The following is an 18,480-nucleotide window of genomic DNA, read 5'->3' as shown; positions in this document are numbered from 1 at the left end:
CCCTCGAGGCCTCGAAGAGGTCCCCGGGTCGTGGAGCTGAACAGGCCAAGCGTGACATGCCGATTTGACCGTCCCAAGGCCCTGCGACCAGCTTCACACAGCGCCGTCACGCCTACGGATGAGGAAATTCAGACCAGAGGATGATGATCGTTGACAACCACACGGGGTTGTGTGACGTCAAGTAAGTACAGCTGTCGATCTCCTGTGTGTACCGCGAAGGACCAGAATGGCAAACCCAGTGGGCCGAGTCGCGCCGTGGAAGGCGAGGGCGGGCGGGATCGTCGCCACCCTCGTGCAGCTCGCGGCCGTGTTCTCGGTGATCCTCCTGCTCGCCGGCGGTGTGAAAGGGCCGGTGCTCAGGACGGGGGACATCGCCTTCTCGGCATTGAGCATCCCGACGAACGCGAGCCTCGTGATCGTGCTGCTGCTCGTCGTCCTCGGCGCCGCGCTCCGGCGGCGCAAACGCGCGGCCCTCTACACCCTGCTGCTGTTCCAGGCCGGTGGGCTGGCGGTGACGGTGGCCTTCCAGGCCGCGCTGCTGTGGTGGCCCGAGCTGCTGAAACTCGGCCCGTGGCAGGTCCGGCACATCCCGCATCAGGTGTGGGTGCTGGCCATCGCCGACCTGATCTCCCTCGGCATGATCGCGTTCCTCTGGATTCTGCGTCCGGCGTTCCCCGCCCGGCTCGCGCCCGGCGCGTGGCGTGACGGGCTCACCGTCCTGTTCGGTGGCCTAGCCGCGGTCATTCTCGTCGGCTGGGGCCTGAGCGAAGCCTTTCCCGGCCACCTCGCCGACACCTGGGCGCGCTTCGCCTGGGTCGTCAACCACACGACCGGTGAAAACATCCAGCTTCGCCGGGTCGGTATCGGCGAAGGACCTGCCTGGCTCGACCTCGTGCTCGATCTCAGCGCGACAGCCGTCGCGACGGCGGCGTTGTACACGCTCTTCCGCGGGGTGCGTAGCCGTCGCTTAAGGACAGACGAGGAAGAACTGCGCGTACGTCGCCTTCTTGCCGAACACGGCGAAGAAGACTCTCTGGGTTATTTCGCCACCAGGCGCGAGAAGAGCGTCGTCTTCTCACCCAACGGCCGCGCCGCTGTGGCCTACCGTGTGCTCGCGGGTACCAGCGTCGCGAGCGCGGACCCCATCGGCGATCCCGATGCCTGGCCCGATGCGGTCCGCGCCTGGCTGAACGAAGCGCGCACCTACGGCTGGACTCCCGGTGTGCTCGGTGCGAGTGAACGTGGCGCGAAGGTCTACGCGGACGCGGGCCTGCGCGCGCTGGAAATCGGTGACGAAGCCGTCCTCGACGTCCGTGACTTCAGCCTCGCCGGACCGGAACGGCGCTCGGTCCGCCAAGCGGTCAAACGGATCGAACGGGCCGGATACACCACGAAAGTCCGCCGGCACAGCGAAATCCCGGCCGAGGAAATGGCCAAGCTCCTGCTGCACGCGCAGCAGTGGCGCGGAGCGGAAACCGAGCGCGGGTTTTCGATGGCGCTAGGCAGGCTCGGTGATCCGAGCGATGGCCGCAGCGTGATGGTGGAAGCGTATGACGCCAAGGGCGAGCTTCGCGGCATGCTGTCGTTCGTGCCGTGGGGCCGTCGCGGCCTGTCCCTCGACCTGATGCGGCGCGACCGCGACGCCGAAAACGGACTCAACGAATACATGGTCGCGGAGGTCGTCGCGGCGAGCTCGCACCTTGGCGCACAACGGATTTCGCTGAACTTCGCGATGTTCCGCGCGGTCTTCTCAGAGGGCGAGCGGATCGGCGCGGGCCCGGTGCTGCGCGCTTGGCGGGGCGTTCTCAGCATGGCGTCGCGGTTCTTCCAGCTCGAATCGCTCTACCGGTCCAACGCCAAGTACGGCCCCGACTGGGAGCCGCGATTCCTGTGCTATTCCTCGGCTCGACGGCTGCCGCGGGTCGGTATCGTCGCCGGCGCGCTCGAAGGATTCGTCCCGACAGGACGGTCGGGACGAGCGCTGAAACTGGAGACCGTCACCGACGACTTCGTCGCCGAGGTCCACCGCATCGAAGCGAACGCGGCGACTCCCGCGCCGAAACAGGTGCGGCGCCCCGATCAGGTCCGGGTGCGGATGGCGAAGCTGGATCGCTTGCGGGAAGCCGGGATCGATCCCTATCCGGTCGGCTTCGCCCGGGAGGATCTGCTCGGCGACATCGCCTCGAAGTTCGGTGATCTGAGCCCGGACACCCATACCGGGCATCGGGTCCGGGTCGCGGGCCGGGTGCTCGCGATGCGTAATCTCGGCGGACTGTGTTTCGCCAGGGTCAAGGATTTCAGCGGTGAGATCCAGCTGATGCTCGATGCTTCCGTGCTCGAGCCCGGCGGCTGGCGGCGAGGTGTCGACCTCGGCGACCACGTCGGCGTGAGCGGGCAGGTCGTGACGTCGCGGCGTGGTGAGCTTTCCGTGCTCGTCGATGAGTGGACCGTCACGGCGAAGAGTCTGCATCCGTTGCCGGATAAGCGAAAGGGCCTCACCGACCCCGAGACGCGGGTGCGGCAGCGCTATCTGGACCTCGCGGTGAACCCGGATTCGACGGCGATGCTGCGGATGCGCTCGACCGTGGTGCGCGCCGTGCGGGAACGGCTGCACCAGGGTGACTACCTCGAAGTCGAGACGCCGATGCTGCAGACCGTGCACGGCGGCGCCAACGCCCGCCCGTTCATCACGCATATCAACGCCTACGACATGCGGATGTACCTGCGGATCGCTCCGGAGCTCTATCTGAAGCGGTTGTGTGTGGCCGGTGTCGAGCGCGTTTTCGAGCTGAACCGGAACTTCCGTAACGAAGGCGTCGACGCGACGCACAACCCCGAGTTCACCATGCTGGAGGCGTACCAGGCGTACGCCGACTACAACACGATGCGGACGCTGACGCGGGAACTCGTGCAGTGCGCCGCGGAAGCCGCGTACGGCGCGCAGGTCGTTCGCCGTCCTGGGCCGGACGGGACGGTCGTCGAGTACGACATCTCCGGTGACTGGCCGGTGATCCCGGTGCACGAAGCCGTCTCTGCGGCGCTCGGGGAGGTGGTCGACGCGAGTACGCCGGTCGCCGAACTCCAGCGGTTCTGCCGCGCGGCGGGGGTGCCGGTGAACGAGGACGCCGGGCACGGCGACCTCGTGCTGAAGGCGCACGAGCATCTGGTCGAAGGCGCGACCGTACTGCCGACGTTCTACACCGACTACCCGACCGATGTCTCGCCCCTGACCCGGCAACATCGCGTCGATCCGCGGCTGGCCGAGCGCTGGGACCTGATCGCGTTCGGCTCCGAGGTCGGCACTGCCTACACCGAACTGACCGACCCGCTCGAACAGCGGCGACGGCTGGAGGCCCAGTCGCTGCGCGCGGCGAGCGGGGACGTCGAGGCGATGGAACTGGACGAGGATTTCTTGCTCGCGCTCGAGCACGGCATGCCGCCGACCGGCGGGCTCGGCATCGGCGTCGATCGGCTGCTGATGATGCTGACCGGAGCGTCGATCAGGCAAACGGTGCTGTTCCCGTTCGTCCGGCCGCAGGGTTAGCGGGGGAGCAAGGGACCTTTGCTCTCGCTTCTCTCGACGTTGAGACAAACGAGAGCAAGGGTCCCTTGCTCCCTTCCGGGCCGAATCGCCGCAAGAAGCCGGTGCCGGATGCCATGATCCCCCTTCCGACGGAAGGAGCCACCATGGCTGGAAACGTTCCCCCGGTCGCCGACGAGCGCGAAGGTCTCCTCGCCTACCTCGAGCAGCAGCGCCACGTCCTGCGGATCGCGGCGCACGGCCTCACCGAAGAACAGGCCAGAGCTGTCCCGACCAGAAGCTCACTGAGCGTCGGCGGCCTGATCAAGCACACCGCGACTACGGAAGACGGGTGGATCGACATCCTTCTCCAGAAGCCCTCGAAGCCGATGGACGAAGCGATGAAGGAGTACGAAGCCGGCTACGTGATGGCAGACGGTGAGACGCTCGAAGACGTTTTCGCGCGTTACGACGAGGTCGCCCGCCGAACCGCGGACGTCATCACAGGCATCACCGACCTCGGCCAGCCGGTCCCGGTGCCGAAGGGTGTGCCCTGGTATCCGCAGGACGTCGACGCGTGGTCGGTCCGCTGGGTGCTGCTCCACCTCATCGAGGAGACCGCGCGCCACGCCGGGCACGCCGATATCATCCGCGAGCACATCGACGGCGCGACGGCGATCCCGCTGATGGCCGCCGCGGAAGGCTGGCCGGAGACGCCGTGGCTCAAGCCCTGGTCACCGGCCCGAAGCGACTAGAACCCAACGCGACTAGAACAACGTCGGTTCGTCCGCCAAAGCGCCTTCGATGACCAGCATCCGGCGCTTGGTGGCGACCCCTCCGCGCGCGGAGAAGCCGCCGTCCTTGCCGCCCGCGGCGAGTACGCGGTGGCACGGCACGATGATCGGGAACGGGTTCCGGCCCATCGCCTGCCCCACGGCCTGCGCGCCGCCGGGCATGCCGAGGATGTTCGCGATGTCGCCGTAGGTCAGCGTCTTGCCCGCGGGGATGGTGCGGATGAACTCGTAGACCCGGTGATGGAAGTCCGGTACTCCTTCGTAGTCGAGGCCGACGCCGGTGAGATCCGTGCGCTTGCCGTCCATCAACGAGACGATCCCGTCGATCGCGCGTTGGATCTCGCCCGGCGGTGTGGATTCGGTCGCTTCGGGAAGGCGCGCGGTCAGTCGCGCCCTCGTCTTTTCTTCACTGCCCTCGGGGAGTTGGACCGCGACGACCCCGCGTTCGCTCCACGCGATGCCGCAGTCGCCGATCGCGGTGCCGAATACGGAATAGCCCGGTGCCGTCATGTGCCCAGGGTACGAGAACGGTCCGACAGTTTCGGGTTCACGGCCATGCCGCGGTGCCGCTGGAGCCGTGGCTGCGGTAGGAGTATGGGCATGAACGACCTCGTGCTTGATCACCTCGTCTACGCCGGGCCGGACCTCGACGAGGCCGTGGCGCGCGTCGCCGAGCTGACCGGCGTCACGCCGGTCCGCGGCGGAAGGCATGTCGGGTTCGGTACGGCCAACTATCTGGCCGATTTGGGCGCCGGCGCCTATCTCGAGGTGGTCGGCCCCGACCCGGACCAGCCCGAGCACATCGGACCGCGCCCGTTCGGGATCGACGAGCTGACCGCGCCCGCCCTGGTCACCTGGGCCGCACGGGTGGAAGGCATCGACGAGGCCATCGCCGAAGCACGTGAACGTGGCTACGACCCTGGCGAAGCGTCCGAAATGTCGCGGACCACCGACGACGGCGAACTGCTGACCTGGCGGCTCACCGGTGCGGGCGGTCTCGATGGACTCGCGCCCTTTCTCATCGACTGGGGGAGCACCCCGCATCCGACGACGCGGGGGCTCCCGTCGATCCCGCTGCTCATGGTGACTGGTGTCCACCCCGAGCCCGCCGCGGTCGAAGCCGCGGTCCGTGCGCTCGGGATGGACATGCTCGTCCGGCGTGACACGAAGCCCGGCCTGGTGGCCGTGCTGACGAACTCAGCGGGGAAGCAGGTCGCGCTGAGCTGAGCGGGTCACGACGGTGCCCTCGCGCCAGCCGTTGGTCATCGGCAGCCGCCGGTCCCGCCCGAACGCCTTGAAGGTGATCTTGGTGCCCGGCGGGTACTGGCGGCGTTTGTATTCGGCCTTGTCGACCATCCGCACCACGCGGTCGATGGTCTCGGGTTCGAAGCCCGCGTCGACCAGGTCGACGTAACCGCGGTCGCCCTCGATGTAGTCGTCGAGGATGTCGTCGAGCATCAGGTAGTCGGGCAGCGAATCGCTGTCCAGCTGACCCGGCCGCAGCTCCGCCGACGGCGGTTTGGTGATCGAGTTCTCCGGGATCGGCGGGGTTTCGCCGTTCTTCTCGGCTTCCGCGTTGCGCCACTTGGCCAGGTGCCAGACGTGCGTCTTGAACAGGTCCTTGATCGGCGCGAAGGCCCCGACGGCGTCGCCGTAGATCGTCGAGTAGCCGACGGCGAGTTCGGTCTTGTTCCCGGTGGCAAGCACGAGGTGACCGTCCTGGTTGGACAGTGCCATCAGCAGCATGCCGCGGACGCGGGCCTGGATGTTCTCCTCGGCGAGGCCGGTCAGCTGAAGCTGCTCGACGTAGACCTTGACCATGTCCGCGATCGGCTCGACGCGATAGTGCGCGCCGATCCGGCGGGCGAGGTCTTCGGCGTCGCCCTTCGAGTGCTCCGAGGAGTACTCCGAAGGCATCGAAACGCCGTAGACGTTGTCGCCGCCCAGCGCGTCGGCGGCCAGCGCCGCCACGACCGCGGAGTCGATGCCGCCCGAGAAGCCGAACGTCACCGACGAGAAGCCGTTCTTGTGCACGTAGTCGCGCAGGCCGACGACGAGCGCGTGCCACACCTCGGCTTCGTCCGACAGCGGCTCGCTGATCGCGGACTCGGTGCGCGGGGTGTACGCCGGAACCGGTTCCTCGCCGAGTACGCGGCGCTTCACCCGCAGGCCCTCGAACTCGCCTTCGGCGGTGTGCCCGCCGGCGACGAGGTCCGTGTCGACGACGAGCAGGTGCTCGACGAACTGCGGCGCGCGCGCCAGCAGCCGTCCGTCCGCGCCGACCACGATCGAGTCGCCGTCGAAGACGAGGTCGTCCTGGCCGCCGACCTGGTTCGTGTACACCAGCGGCGCCCCGGCCTCGGCCGCGCGGCGCGCGATCAGCGGCAGGCGGATGTCGTCCTTCGCGCGCTCGTAGGGCGAAGCGTTCGGCGCGACCACCAGGTCCACCCCGGCCTTGCCCAGCGCGGAGATCGGGCCGCCGTCCTGCCAGACGTCCTCGCAGATCACCATGCCGATGTCGACACCGTGGAAGCGGACGACCTCCAGGTCGTGTCCCGGCTTGAACCAGCGGTGCTCGTCGAAGACGCCGTAGTTGGGCAGGTGGTGCTTGAACTGGCGGGCGACCACTTCGCCGCGGTACAGCGCGGCCGCCGCGTCGCGCGGGCCGGTCTCGTCCAGATCGAGGTACCCGATGTAGGTGAGGACCTCGCCGCATCCGGCGTCTTCGAGCCGCTTAGCGAGCGCTTCGACCATCTGCTTCGAGGCGGACGCGAAGGTCGGGCGGAGGGAGAGGTCCTCGACGGGATAACCGGTGAGGGACATCTCGGGGAAGACGACGACGTGGGCGCCTGCTTCGGCGGCCTTGCGAGTCCACTCGACGGTGAGGTCGGCGTTGCCTTCGAGGTCCCCGACGGTGGTGTTGACCTGGGCCAGTGCGATGCGCAGTTGCGGCATGCCGACATTCTCACCCACCGGCGTCCGCGGGGACGACCGGATGTGCCGAATCGCCCACCTGGGTCCGGTCGGGGCGAAAAGAGAGCGGGGGACCTTTGCTATCGCTCTCCAAAAGAGAGTGAGAGCAAAGGTCCCCCGCTCCCCGCGCGCTACTTGCGCTTGATCATGCTCCGCACCTTCTTGATGGTCTGCTCGAAGTCGGAGTCGAACGGGTTGTCGTGCACCAGGTAGGTCCACGTCGTGTTCGCCCGCCGCACGCCCGCGTCACCGAGGTCGATCCCGTTCTCGGTGATCTCGGCCTCCTCGAGCGTCTTCGCCGCCCGCTCGGCCGCCTCCGGGATGATCTTGTGGAACTCGGGGATCGCCGCGCGGTGGAACTCGTCGATCGGCGTCTCCCGCGCCAGCGCCCGCAGGTGGATGCTCTCCCGCACGTCGGTCAGGAACGCCAGGTGGTCCGACCACAGCTGGTCGATGTGGAACAGCAGCACCTCCCGGCACAGCTGCTCGACGCGGGCCTCGTCGTCGACGGCCTCCGAAAGCTCCTTGAACTTCTCCGGGTGCGCCTTCTCCAGCACCTCCGCCGCGTGCGCCGTCCGCAGCACCTTGTCGCGGTGCTCGAGCAGCTCGCCGCGCTGCCGCTCGATCAGCCGCGTGTAGCGCCAGGTGTTCCGGTGGATCTCCAGGTCGACGCCCTCGGCGACGCGCTGCGCGTGGTTGATCTGCCGCAGCGCCGCCGGGTCGACGATCTCGCCGCTGCCCACGTCGGAACTGATGCCCTCGGGGATGTCCGGCGCGTTCGACAGCACGAGTTCGTCGTTCAAGCTGGCGAAGAACACCGCGCTGCCCGGGTCGCCCTGACGTCCGGACCGGCCGCGCAGCTGGCCGTCCAGCCTGCTCGACGGGTAGCGGGCGGTGCCGATCACGTGCAGGCCGCCCAGCTCGACGACCTCGTCGCGGCCCTCGCCGTTCTTGCCACCCAGCCGGATGTCGGTACCCCGGCCCGCCATCTGGGTCGAGACGGTGACCGCGCCCTTCTTACCGGCGTCGGCGATGATCGCGGCTTCCTCGGCGTCGTTGCGCGCGTTGAGCACGACGCATTCGAGGTCGACCTTCGCCAGTTTCTCGGCCAGCTCTTCGGACTCGGCGACGTCCTGGGTGCCGACGAGGATAGGTCGCCCGGTTTCGTGCACCCGCCGGATCTCCTCCTCGATCGCGCGCAACTTCTGCGACGGCGATCCGAAGATCCGGTCCTCCTGGTCTTCACGGATGTTCGGCGTGTTCGGCGGAATGACCGCGACCTCGAGTTTGTAGAACTCGCGCAGCTGCTCGGCGACCGCGACCGCGGTACCTGTCATCCCCGCGACCTCCGGGTACCGCGCGAGCAGCGCCTGCACGGTGATCGAGTCGAGGATCTCGCCGCGGTCGGTCGCCTTGACCTGCTCCTTCGCCTCGACGGCGGCCTGGAGGCCGTCCGGCCAGCGCTGCAGTTCGGCGACGCGGCCGCGGGCGGCGTTGATGAGCTGCACCTTCCCGTCGCGCACGAGGTAGTCGACGTCGCGGGTGAGCAGCGCGTGCGCGTGCAGTGCCACGTTCACCGCGGGCAACCGGTCCGAACCCGTCTCGTCGTAAAGGTTGATGTCGTCGCCAAGAGCCTTCTCGACCACCGAAGCGCCCGCCTTGGTCAGCCAGGCGTTCCGGCCGTCGGCGTCGGTCTCGTAGTGCAGTCCGAGCCGCAGCCGCCGGACGATGTTCGCGACCTCTTCGTCGGCGTCGGTGTGGTCGATCGACCCCGCCATCACCAGTGGTACGCGGGCCTCGTCGACCAGCACGGAGTCCGCCTCGTCGACGATCGCGACCTCGGGCTCGCGCTGGACCAGGTCCTCTTCGCGGGTCACCAGGCGGTCGCGAAGCACGTCGAAGCCGATCTCGCTGACGGCGCCGTACGTAACCTCCTTCGCGTACGCCTCGCGGCGCTCGTCGCGGGAGTGCGCGGGCTCGACCCAGCCGACGGAGACGCCGAGCAGGTCGTAGATCGGGCCCATCCACTCCGCGTCACGGCGGGCGAGGTAGTCGTTCACCGTGACGACGTGGACGTGCTTCCCGCGCAGGGCGTACCCGGCGCCGGCCAGCGCGCCCGCCAGCGTCTTGCCCTCACCGGTCTCCATCTGCACGATATGCCCGCTGAGCAGGCCCATCGTGCCCAGCAGCTGGACGTCGAAGGCACGCTCGCCGAGCGCCCGCCGCGCGGCCTCGCGACCGAGCGCGCAGACCTCGATCAGCTGGTCGTTGCCGAAGGAAGCCGCGTCCCGAAGCTTGCCGGCCCGCTCTGTCAGCTCCTCGTCGGAAAGCTTCTCCAACTCGGGCTCGAGCTTCTCGATGGCCGGCAGCAGCGCTTCGTAGCGGGTCAGCTCGACGCTGCCCGGCCGCTGGATGATCCGGCGCAGCTTCTTGCCCACCCGGCTGATCAGTGCTGCCACCCCTGTGCTCCCGTCTGTTTCTTCTGCCGTCCGCACCCGTACCACCAACGCAGTGGTGGTGCGGCCGAGTTCCACGGCCGATGGCACGATCCAACCGTGTCCACTCATGTCAGCGCCAGGTCCCGTGCCCGTCGATTCGCCGCGATCACGCTGTCCGGCCTCCTCGCCGTCACCGTCGCCGCGTGCTCGTCGGGAGAGGGTAGAACCCAGCCGCCGCCTCCGGCCACCGAGTCGCACGCTCCGAGCGGACCGGTGCCCGCCGGACTCGAGAAGTTCTACGGACAGAGCCTGACCTGGGCCGACTGTGCACCCTACGCGACATCCGATGACGCGAAAGCGGCGTTTCGAGTGAAGGACGCACAGTGCGCCCGGCTGACCGTCCCGCTCGACTACGCGAAACCCGACGGCGACTCGATCACGCTCGGCCTGCTGCGCCGGAAGGCGCTGGATACCGACGAAAGGATTGGCGCGCTCGTGGTCAACCCCGGCGGTCCCGGCGCCTCCGGGATGCAGGCCGCGGCCGGTCTCGCGTCCAGGACGGCGACGAACGAGCTGGGCAAACGCTTCGACATGGTCGGTTTCGACCCGCGCGGTATTGGCGCGAGCCAGCCGCAGGTCCGCTGCCTGACCGACGCCGAACGCGACGCGGACCGCGCGGACGACAGCGAGACCGACGGCTCACCCGAGGGAGTGAAAAAGCAGGAGGCCGAGTCCCAGGACTTCGCGGCGAAGTGCGCCGAGCGGACCGAACACGGTGCCGCGATGCTCGCGAACCTGGGCACGCGTGACGTCGTCAAGGACTTGGACATCCTGCGCTCGGTCCTCGGCGAGCCGAAGCTGAGCTACCTCGGCTACTCCTACGGGACGCGGATCGGCTCCGCCTACGCCGAGGCGTTCCCGGCGAATGTCCGTGCCCTGGTGCTCGACGGGGCGGTCGACCCGGAGCAGGACGCGGTGGAGTCGCTGGTCGGGCAGGGACAGGGCTTCGGCAAGGCGTTCGGGGAGTTCTCGAACTGGTGCGCCGCGCGTGAAGACTGCGCCCTCGGGCGCGACGCCGCCGGCGTGACGAAGGCGTTCCAAGATCTGGTGCGCCCGCTGATCGACTTCCCGGTGCCGGTCAGCGACGGCCGGAAACTGTCGTACGAGGACGCGACGACAGGCGTGATTCAGGCCCTCTACCAGGAAGATCTCTGGGAACCGCTGAATACCGCGCTCAACGACCTGAAGCGTCAGCGCGGCGACGGCCTCGAGAAACTGGCCGATCTCTACAACGAACGCGGTGCCGACGGCCGTTACGGGACGACGCAGGACGCGTTCGTCGCGATCCGCTGCGTCGACGACCCGCGGGTCACCGATCCGGCGAAGATCCTCGACGCGCAGAAGCGGTACGCGGAGGCGGCGCCGTTCCTCGACGACGGGAGGCCGGACGGTTCCGCGCGCGACGCCTGTGCCTTCTGGCCGGTGCCGAACACGTCCGAGCCGCACCAGCCGAACGTCGAAGGACTGCCGAAGACGCTGGTCATCTCGACGACGAACGACCCCGCGACGCCCTATCAAGCGGGCGTCAACCTCGCGAAAGCGATCAAGGGAGCTTTGCTCACGTTCGAGGGCAACCAGCACACCGTGTTCCTCCAGGGCGTGTCGTGCGTCGACCAGATCGGCATCGATTACCTGGTGAACGGGGTCCTTCCGGACGAGGGCACGCGCTGCACCGCCAAGTAACGAGTTCGGCGCGAAGGCCCCTGAGCGGCCGGGACGCTGCGAAGATCGCGAGATGAGTCTTCGCCGCGTCCCGGCAGCGCTCGTCGTCGCCGTGCTGGTCGCCTCGTGCACGACGCAGCAGCCTCAGCCGGCACCGCCGGCGTCGCCGACCACCTCGGCGTCACCTACTCCGGACCCGAAGGCGCTCGAGAAATTCACCGGGCAGAAGCTGGCGTGGGAAGCGTGCGCGTCCCACACTGACAAGGCGTTCGACTGCGCGAAGCTCACCGTGCCGCTCGACTACCTGAAGCCGGACGGCGAGACGATCTCGATCGGCGTCCTCCGGCACAAGACGAAGGACACCGGCCGGCGGATCGGCTCGCTCGTGGTCAACCCGGGCGGCCCCGGTGGCTCAGGCGTCTCGGCCGCGGCGCGGATCGCGAAGTCCCGGCCCGCGGCGGAGCTGGCCGAACGCTTCGACATCGTCGGCTTCGATCCACGCGGGGTGGGGACCAGCGAACCGAAACTCGTCTGCCTCACCGACGCCGAACGCGACGCGGACCGCGCGGAGGATTCGGAAAGCGATTCGACACCCGGCGGGATCGCGAAGCAACTCGCCGACGCCAAGACGTACGCCGCGAAGTGCGCCGAGCGCACGAAGCACGGCAAAGAGCTGCTAGCCAACATCGGGACCAGGGACGTCGTCCGCGATCTCGACGTCCTGCGTTCGGCCCTCGGCGACGAGAAGCTCAGCTACCTGGGCTTTTCCTACGGCACGCAGATCGGGACCGCCTACGCCGAGGCCTATCCGGACAAGGTGCGGGCGTTGCTTCTCGACGGCGCGGTCGACCCCGAACTCGACACCGCCGAGTCGCTGGTCACGCAGATGGCCGGTTTCCAGAACACGTTCGCCGAATTCGGCAAGTGGTGCGCAGCTCGCGAAGACTGCGCGCTCGGCAGGGACGCGGGCGCGGTGACGAAGGCGTTCCAAGACCTGGTGCGGCCGCTGATCACCGAACCGGTGCCCGCGGGGACCCGCAAGCTCTCGTTCGAGGACGCCATCACCGGGACCAGCGCCGCGCTGTACTCGCAGGACGCGTGGAAGTTCCTCAACGACGGGCTCGCCGAGCTGAAACGAGGGAGCGGCAAGACCCTGGTCGCGCTCGCCGACAACTACTACGGCCGCGAGACCGACGGCCGGTACACCGGCATCCTCGACGTGTACTTCGCGGTCCGCTGCGTCGACAGCACGCGGATCGCCGACAGGCGTGTCATCGAAGGCGCCCACCAGCGGATGCTCCAGGGCGCGCCGTTCCTCGCCGGCGGCACTCCGGACATGAGCGAGCTCGACATTTGCTCGGTGTGGCCGGTGCCCGCCACCTCGGAGGTGCACAAGCCGGACGTCGACGGCCTGCCGAAGCCCCTGGTCATCTCGACCACCGACGATCCCGCGACCCCGTACGCGTCCGGGGTGAACCTGGCGGAGGACCTCAAGGGAGCTTTGCTCACGTTCGAGGGAGCGCAGCACACCGTGTTCCTCGACGGGAACGAGTGCGTCGACCGAGCCGGCATCGCCTACCTGATCGATGGCGCACTACCCGCCCCCGACGCCCGCTGCTCCTAGCGGGAGAGCAAGGGACCTTTGCTATCGCCCGGCCCCGACGACAACCTCATTATGCCTGGTCAACGCCAGTTCCAGCATCACCGCGAACTCCTCCGGCCTCGTCGGCGGCACCTGCAGCCACACCCGCACCAGCCGCCGCGGCTCGTCCCGCGAAATCCACAGCTTCACGAACACGTCCGACCTGATCTCCGGCACGATCCCGCCGATCACCGCGGCCGGCACCTTCGCGGCGATCCGGAACGACTCGGTGTCCTGCACCCGCTCCCACCGCTCGCCCCGCAGCTCGGTCGCCCCGGTCAGCAGCCGCCGAAGCCCGCCTTCAGGCCCGAGCATCGCTTCAGGCGTGTACGGCGCCGAAGCCGGAATCACCCGCTCTCCGCGAGGCCCGCTGAGGGTGATCTCCGAGCCCGACAGTCGGTACTTGACCTTCACCCGTTCGAAGTTGTCCTGCAGATCGGCATTACCGACCGCGCCACCCTCCAGGCTGACGTCGCCGTCGAGCCCGCGCACCGGCAGGCCGGTGACGACGCCGTTCACCCCGAGCGTGAACCGCACGCTGCGCAACGAGACGAGGGACTCGGCCGCCGCGCTCACGTAGTCCTGGGCAGGCGGCAGCGGGGGAGACCCCGCGCAGCCGCCGATGAGCCCGATCGTGAGCAGCAGCGCCGGCACGAGGTGACGGCAGCGCATGACCGAAGCCTATGGCTTGGCCCGAATCTTTCGCACGGTGTCCTTCCGGCCGCTTTCGCCGGGCGCCGGCGCCCACGACGCTGTACCCGTGCAATCCGAGACCCGGCTCCACCGCGCGTGGTTCGTCGCCGCCGCCGCATTCATCGCTCTGCTCGCCGCCGCCGGTTTCCGCGCGGCCCCCGGCGTGCTCATCGACCCGCTTCACAACGAGTTCGGCTGGTCGCGCGCGACGATCGCGTCGGCCGTCTCCGTGAACCTCGTCCTCTACGGCCTCTTCTCGCCCTTCGCCGCGGCTCTCATGGAGCGCTTCGGCATGCGGCGCGTCGCCTCGACGGCGTTGTTCGTCGTCGCGATCGGCGCGGGCGGCACGGTGTTCATGACCGCGAGCTGGCAGCTCATCCTCTGCTGGGGTGTCCTGGTCGGCGTCGGCACCGGCTCGATGGCGATGAGTTTCGCCGCGACGGTCGCCGCCCGCTGGTTCGTCCGCAGCCGCGGTGTCGTCACCGGGGTCCTCACCGCGGCGGGCGCCACCGGCCAGCTGATCTTCCTCCCCATCGTGGCGAACCTCGCCGTCGACGAGGGCTGGCGGACGGCGTCGCTCGTCATCGCCATCGCCGCACTGGCCGTCGTGCCCGTCGTTCTCCTGGTGGTTCGCGATCACCCGTCCGATCTCGGAATGACCGCTTACGGCGCGGAGCCCGGCGAAGACGCCCCCGTCACCCGCACAGGTGGTTCCGTCCGCCGCGCGCTCTCGGTGCTCGGCTCCGCAGCGCGCACGAGGACGTTCTGGCTGCTCGCCGTCGGCTTCGCGATCTGCGGCGCCACGACGAACGGCCTGGTCAGCACCCACTTCGTGCCCGCGGCGCACGACCACGGCATGCCGCAGACGACGGCCGCCGGTCTGCTCGCCCTCGTCGGGATCTTCGACGTCGTCGGCACGATCGCCTCCGGCTGGCTCACCGACCGCGTCGATCCGCGGATCCTCCTCGGCGTCTACTACGCCCTTCGCGGCGTTTCGCTCGCCCTGCTCCCACAACTGCTGAGCGGAACGGTGGAACCGAGCATGTGGGCGTTCATCATCTTCTATGGCCTCGACTGGGTGGCGACGGTTCCGCCCACGGTCGCGCTCTGTGTCCGGCAATACGGCGCCGCCGGTCCGATCGTCTTCGGCTGGGTCTTCGCCAGCCACCAGCTCGGGGCCGGTCTCGCGGCCTTCGGAGCAGGCGCGATCCGCGATTCGTCGGGCAGCTACGCGCTCGCTTGGTACATCGCGGCGAGCCTCGCCGTGATCGCTTCGGTCGCTTCGCTGGCGATCACCAAGGCGGCCAAACCCGAACCGGCCCTCGTCGGGTGATCCACCACTTCCGGCCGATCGGCGCGTCGCGAAACATGTCGTTAACACGTTCTCGTTAGGGTGCGGCCATGGATCGCCAGCAGGAGTTCGTGCTCCGTACCTTGGAAGAGCGCGACATCCGTTTCGTCAGGCTCTGGTTCACGGATGTGCTGGGGTTTCTCAAGTCTGTCGCGGTGGCGCCCGCCGAACTCGAGGGCGCCTTCAGCGAGGGGATCGGCTTCGACGGATCGGCCATCGAAGGATTCGCCCGGGTCTACGAGTCCGACATGGTCGCGAAGCCCGACCCGGCCACGTTCCAGGTCCTCCCGTGGGAGACCCCGGACGGCGGCCCGTACTCGGCGCGCATGTTCTGCGACATCGCGATGCCGGACGGCTCCCCGTCCTGGGCGGACCCCCGGCACGTCCTCCGCAGGCAGCTCTCGAAGGCGGGCGAAGCGGGTTTCACCTGCTACGTCCACCCCGAGATCGAGTTCTTCCTGCTCGCCAGCCTGCCGGATGACGGAAGCGAGCCCGAGCCCGCGGACAACGGCGGCTACTTCGACCAGGCCAGCCACGCCACGGCGACGCACTTCCGCCGGCACGCCATCGAGACGCTCGAGGCGATGGGGATCTCGGTCGAGTTCAGCCACCACGAGGGCGCGCCCGGCCAGCAGGAGATCGACCTCCGGTACGCCGACGCGCTGACCATGGCCGACAACGTGATGACCTTCCGCTACGTCGTCAAGGAGGTCGCGCTCACGCAAGGCGTCCGCGCGACCTTCATGCCGAAGCCGTTCACCAACCAGCCGGGCTCGGGAATGCACACCCACGTGAGCCTGTTCGAGGGTGATCGCAACGCCTTCTACGACGCGGAAGACCCGTACGAGTTGTCGGCGACGGGTAAAGCCTTCGTGGCGGGACTGTTGCACCACGCGAAGGAGATCTCGGCGGTCACGAACCAATGGGTGAACTCCTACAAACGCCTGATCAGCGGCAGTGAGGCCCCGACGACCGTTTCGTGGGGCCGCGCCAACCGCTCCGCGCTGGTCAGGGTGCCGATGTACTCGCCGGGCAAGGCGTCGTCACGCCGCGTGGAGATCCGCACCCTCGACTCCGCGTGCAACCCCTATCTGGCGTACTCGGTCATCCTGGCCGCCGGCCTCAAGGGCATCGAGAAGGGCTACGAGCTCCCGCCTCCCGCCGAGGACAACATCTGGCAGCTCTCGGACGCCGAGCGCCGCGCGGCCGGATACGCCCAGCTCCCGCAGAACCTCGGGGAGGCGCTGGCGGAGATGGAGAAATCGGAACTTCTGCCCGAAGCGCTCGGAGAGCACGTTTACGACTTCTTCCTTCGCAACAAACGTGTTGAATGGGATAACTACCGCAGCGCGGTGACCCCGTACGAGCTGCGGACCCTGCTTCCGGTTCTCTAGACGAAGGAGACCTGATGGTGCGGCGACCGGTGTTCCGAGTTCTGACGACATTGGTCGCCGCGACCATCGCGGCGAGTGCCGCGCCGGCGGCGTCCGCCACCGGGAAGCCACTCGATCTCGACTCCGCCGACATCCCCGCGCTCCAGGCCCGGATGTCGTCCGGACGGCTGACTGCGGTCAGTCTGACCTCGGCTTATCTCGATCGCATCCACAAGGTCGACCGCAAGGTGAACGCGGTCATCGCGGTCAATCCGGCCGCGATCGCGCAAGCCGCGGAGAGTGACGTCCGGCGTCGCGCCGGCAAGACCCTCGGACCGCTGGACGGCATCCCCGTCCTGGTGAAGGACAACGTCGACACCCGCTCCATGCAGACGACGGCGGGGTCGCGCGCGCTGCGCAGCAAGCCCGCGAAGGACGCGACCCTGATCCGCCGTCTGCGTGACGCGGGCGCGGTCGTCCTCGGCAAGGCGAACCTGTCCGAATGGGCGAACTTCCGCGCCGCCAAACCCACTTCCGGGTGGTCGGGCGTCGGTGGGCAGACGAACAACCCGTACGTGCTCGACCGCAACCCGTGTGGGTCGTCCGCCGGATCCGCCGCCGGTATCGCCGCGTCACTCGCCCAGGTGGCGATCGGCAGTGAGACCGACGGTTCGATCGTCTGCCCGGCCGGGATGACCGCGACGGTGGGGCACAAACCGAGCCTCGGCCTGGTCAGCCGCACCGGTGTGGTGCCGATCTCGGCCGAACAGGACACCGCCGGCCCGATGGCCAGGCACGTCGTCGACGTCGCGCTCACCTTGTCCGCGCTGCAGGGCCGTGACCCGAGCGACCCGGCCACCGGCGCGTACCCGCCGAATCAACCGACCGACTACGCCGCGCACCTCCGGCCCGGCGTGCTGAAGGGCTCCCGGATCGGTCTCTGGCGCCTGCCCGTCCTCGGCCCGGACGTCGACGCCGTCATGACGAAGACCAGGAACTCGCTGGTCAAGGCCGGTGCCGAGGTCGTCGAGGTGACGCCGCCGTACCAGGCCAGGCTCGGTGAACTGGAGTTCCCCGCGCTGCTCACCGAGTTCCACCGGGACATCGATCGCTACCTGGCCACGCGCCCCGAAGGCCCGCGCGACCTCGCCGCGCTCATCGAGTACAACCGGTCGGACCCGCTGGAGCAGACCTGCTTCGCCGGGCAGGAACTCTTCGAACAGGCGCTCGCCGCGCCCGGCCCGTCCGATCCCGGCTACCAGGCCATGCGCCGCGAACTCACCGATCTGGCGAAACGCTCGATCGACGAGACTCTCGCGAAATACCGCCTCGACGCGATCGCCGCGCCCACGAACCCGCCTGCCTGGAAGACCGACTGCAAGACCGGTGACAACGACGTGATCCCGTCGTCGACGCCGGCCGCGGTCTCGGGCTACCCCGCGGTGACCGTGCCCGCGGGATTCGTCGGCGAGCTGCCGGTCGGTGTCTCGTTCATGGCGGGGCAGTGGACGGACGCCCGAGTGCTCGCCTACGCGGCCGACTTCGAGCGCGTCGCGCCCGCCCGCAAACCGCCCCGCTACCTGAAGACCGTCGGATGAGGGGGGTTCATACCGGCTGACCTGCGGCGATGTCGTTAAGTGACCCCCCTGTTTTCAGGGGGTTCCGGGGCATGTAATCTTCTCTTCGTCGCCAGGAACACCGGGCCGCCGGGGCCGAAAGCCCCGAGGCCAGGCGCCAGGGCCGAGCGGGTTGACACTGCGAACCGGACCAGGTAATGTTCAGCGTCGGCCCACGAGCGGCCGCCGACCCCCTACGACTAACAGCGTAGGATTCGGCATGCTCGACCAAAAAGCTTGTGAATATCGCTTTGAAACAAAGCGTGTTGCTTGAGAACTCAACAGTGTGCTAGTGAACTAAGCCAGTAGAGCTTATGTATTAAGAACCTCGTTTTGGGGTTCCTTTGAGAGCATTAAA

General features: G+C 68.4%; 12 protein-coding genes. 8 read left to right on the top strand and 4 right to left on the bottom strand.

From position 1 onward, the window contains the following. Positions 1–226 precede the first annotated feature (226 nt). Entirely contained in the window at positions 227–3,544 is a 3,318-nt protein-coding gene (lysX, locus tag ACFVM3_RS27500) for a bifunctional lysylphosphatidylglycerol synthetase/lysine--tRNA ligase LysX (RefSeq protein WP_378442868.1), read from the top strand. A 143-nt stretch (positions 3,545–3,687) separates the two neighbouring features. After that, positions 3,688–4,275 carry a DinB family protein gene (locus ACFVM3_RS27495; protein ID WP_378442867.1) on the top strand — a complete coding sequence of 196 codons (588 nt, stop codon included), beginning with the start codon at positions 3,688–3,690 and terminating at the stop codon, positions 4,273–4,275. A 12-nt stretch (positions 4,276–4,287) separates the two neighbouring features. Here the strand turns inward: ACFVM3_RS27495 and ACFVM3_RS27490 are convergent, their stop codons facing one another. Next, the gene (locus ACFVM3_RS27490; protein ID WP_192746467.1) at positions 4,288–4,824 is read right to left on the bottom strand and encodes a methylated-DNA--[protein]-cysteine S-methyltransferase; all 537 of its coding nucleotides are present in this window, start codon (positions 4,822–4,824) and stop codon (positions 4,288–4,290) included. Positions 4,825–4,914: 90 nt separating this feature from the next. Here ACFVM3_RS27490 and ACFVM3_RS27485 point away from each other — a divergent pair, with 90 nt between their 5' ends. Continuing rightward, positions 4,915–5,541: a VOC family protein gene (locus ACFVM3_RS27485; RefSeq protein ID WP_378442866.1), complete on the top strand. Its 627-nt coding sequence runs from the start codon at positions 4,915–4,917 to the stop codon at positions 5,539–5,541. Here ACFVM3_RS27485 and ACFVM3_RS27480 read toward each other — a convergent pair. Continuing rightward, positions 5,512–7,269 carry an NAD+ synthase gene (locus ACFVM3_RS27480; RefSeq protein WP_378442865.1) on the bottom strand — a complete coding sequence of 586 codons (1,758 nt, stop codon included), beginning with the start codon at positions 7,267–7,269 and terminating at the stop codon, positions 5,512–5,514. The genes ACFVM3_RS27485 and ACFVM3_RS27480 overlap by 30 nt on opposite strands. A gap of 149 nt (positions 7,270–7,418) precedes the next feature. Next, a complete protein-coding gene (secA2, locus tag ACFVM3_RS27475) occupies positions 7,419–9,746 on the bottom strand; it encodes an accessory Sec system translocase SecA2 (RefSeq protein ID WP_378442864.1) in 2,328 nt (775 codons plus the stop codon). A gap of 150 nt (positions 9,747–9,896) precedes the next feature. Between secA2 and ACFVM3_RS27470 the strand changes: the two genes are divergently transcribed. Both ACFVM3_RS27470 and ACFVM3_RS27465 read left to right on the top strand, forming a co-directional pair. Further along, positions 9,897–11,468 carry an alpha/beta hydrolase gene (locus ACFVM3_RS27470; protein WP_378442884.1) on the top strand — a complete coding sequence of 524 codons (1,572 nt, stop codon included), beginning with the start codon at positions 9,897–9,899 and terminating at the stop codon, positions 11,466–11,468. Between the two features lie 52 nt (positions 11,469–11,520). After that, entirely contained in the window at positions 11,521–13,071 is a 1,551-nt protein-coding gene (locus ACFVM3_RS27465) for an alpha/beta hydrolase (RefSeq protein ID WP_378442863.1), read from the top strand. A gap of 21 nt (positions 13,072–13,092) precedes the next feature. Here the strand turns inward: ACFVM3_RS27465 and ACFVM3_RS27460 are convergent, their stop codons facing one another. Beyond that, positions 13,093–13,761 carry an LppX_LprAFG lipoprotein gene (locus ACFVM3_RS27460; RefSeq protein WP_378442862.1) on the bottom strand — a complete coding sequence of 223 codons (669 nt, stop codon included), beginning with the start codon at positions 13,759–13,761 and terminating at the stop codon, positions 13,093–13,095. Between the two features lie 88 nt (positions 13,762–13,849). On the opposite strand from ACFVM3_RS27460, the gene ACFVM3_RS27455 reads away from it, so the two are divergent. The 3 genes from ACFVM3_RS27455 to ACFVM3_RS27445 all read left to right on the top strand — a co-directional run bounded on the left by ACFVM3_RS27455 (position 13,850) and on the right by ACFVM3_RS27445 (position 18,104). Beyond that, positions 13,850–15,115: an MFS transporter gene (locus ACFVM3_RS27455; protein WP_378442861.1), complete on the top strand. Its 1,266-nt coding sequence runs from the start codon at positions 13,850–13,852 to the stop codon at positions 15,113–15,115. Between the two features lie 68 nt (positions 15,116–15,183). Continuing rightward, positions 15,184–16,527: a type I glutamate--ammonia ligase gene (gene glnA / locus ACFVM3_RS27450; protein WP_007035311.1), complete on the top strand. Its 1,344-nt coding sequence runs from the start codon at positions 15,184–15,186 to the stop codon at positions 16,525–16,527. A gap of 14 nt (positions 16,528–16,541) precedes the next feature. Continuing rightward, positions 16,542–18,104, top strand: a complete 1,563-nt coding sequence (locus ACFVM3_RS27445) for an amidase (protein WP_378442860.1) — start codon at positions 16,542–16,544, stop codon at positions 18,102–18,104. Positions 18,105–18,480 lie beyond the last annotated feature (376 nt).

This window comes from Amycolatopsis sp. NPDC057786, assembly GCF_042797905.1.
Taxonomy (GTDB): Bacteria; Actinomycetota; Actinomycetes; order Mycobacteriales; family Pseudonocardiaceae; genus Amycolatopsis.
This window is presented reverse-complemented; position numbering and strand designations above follow the sequence as displayed.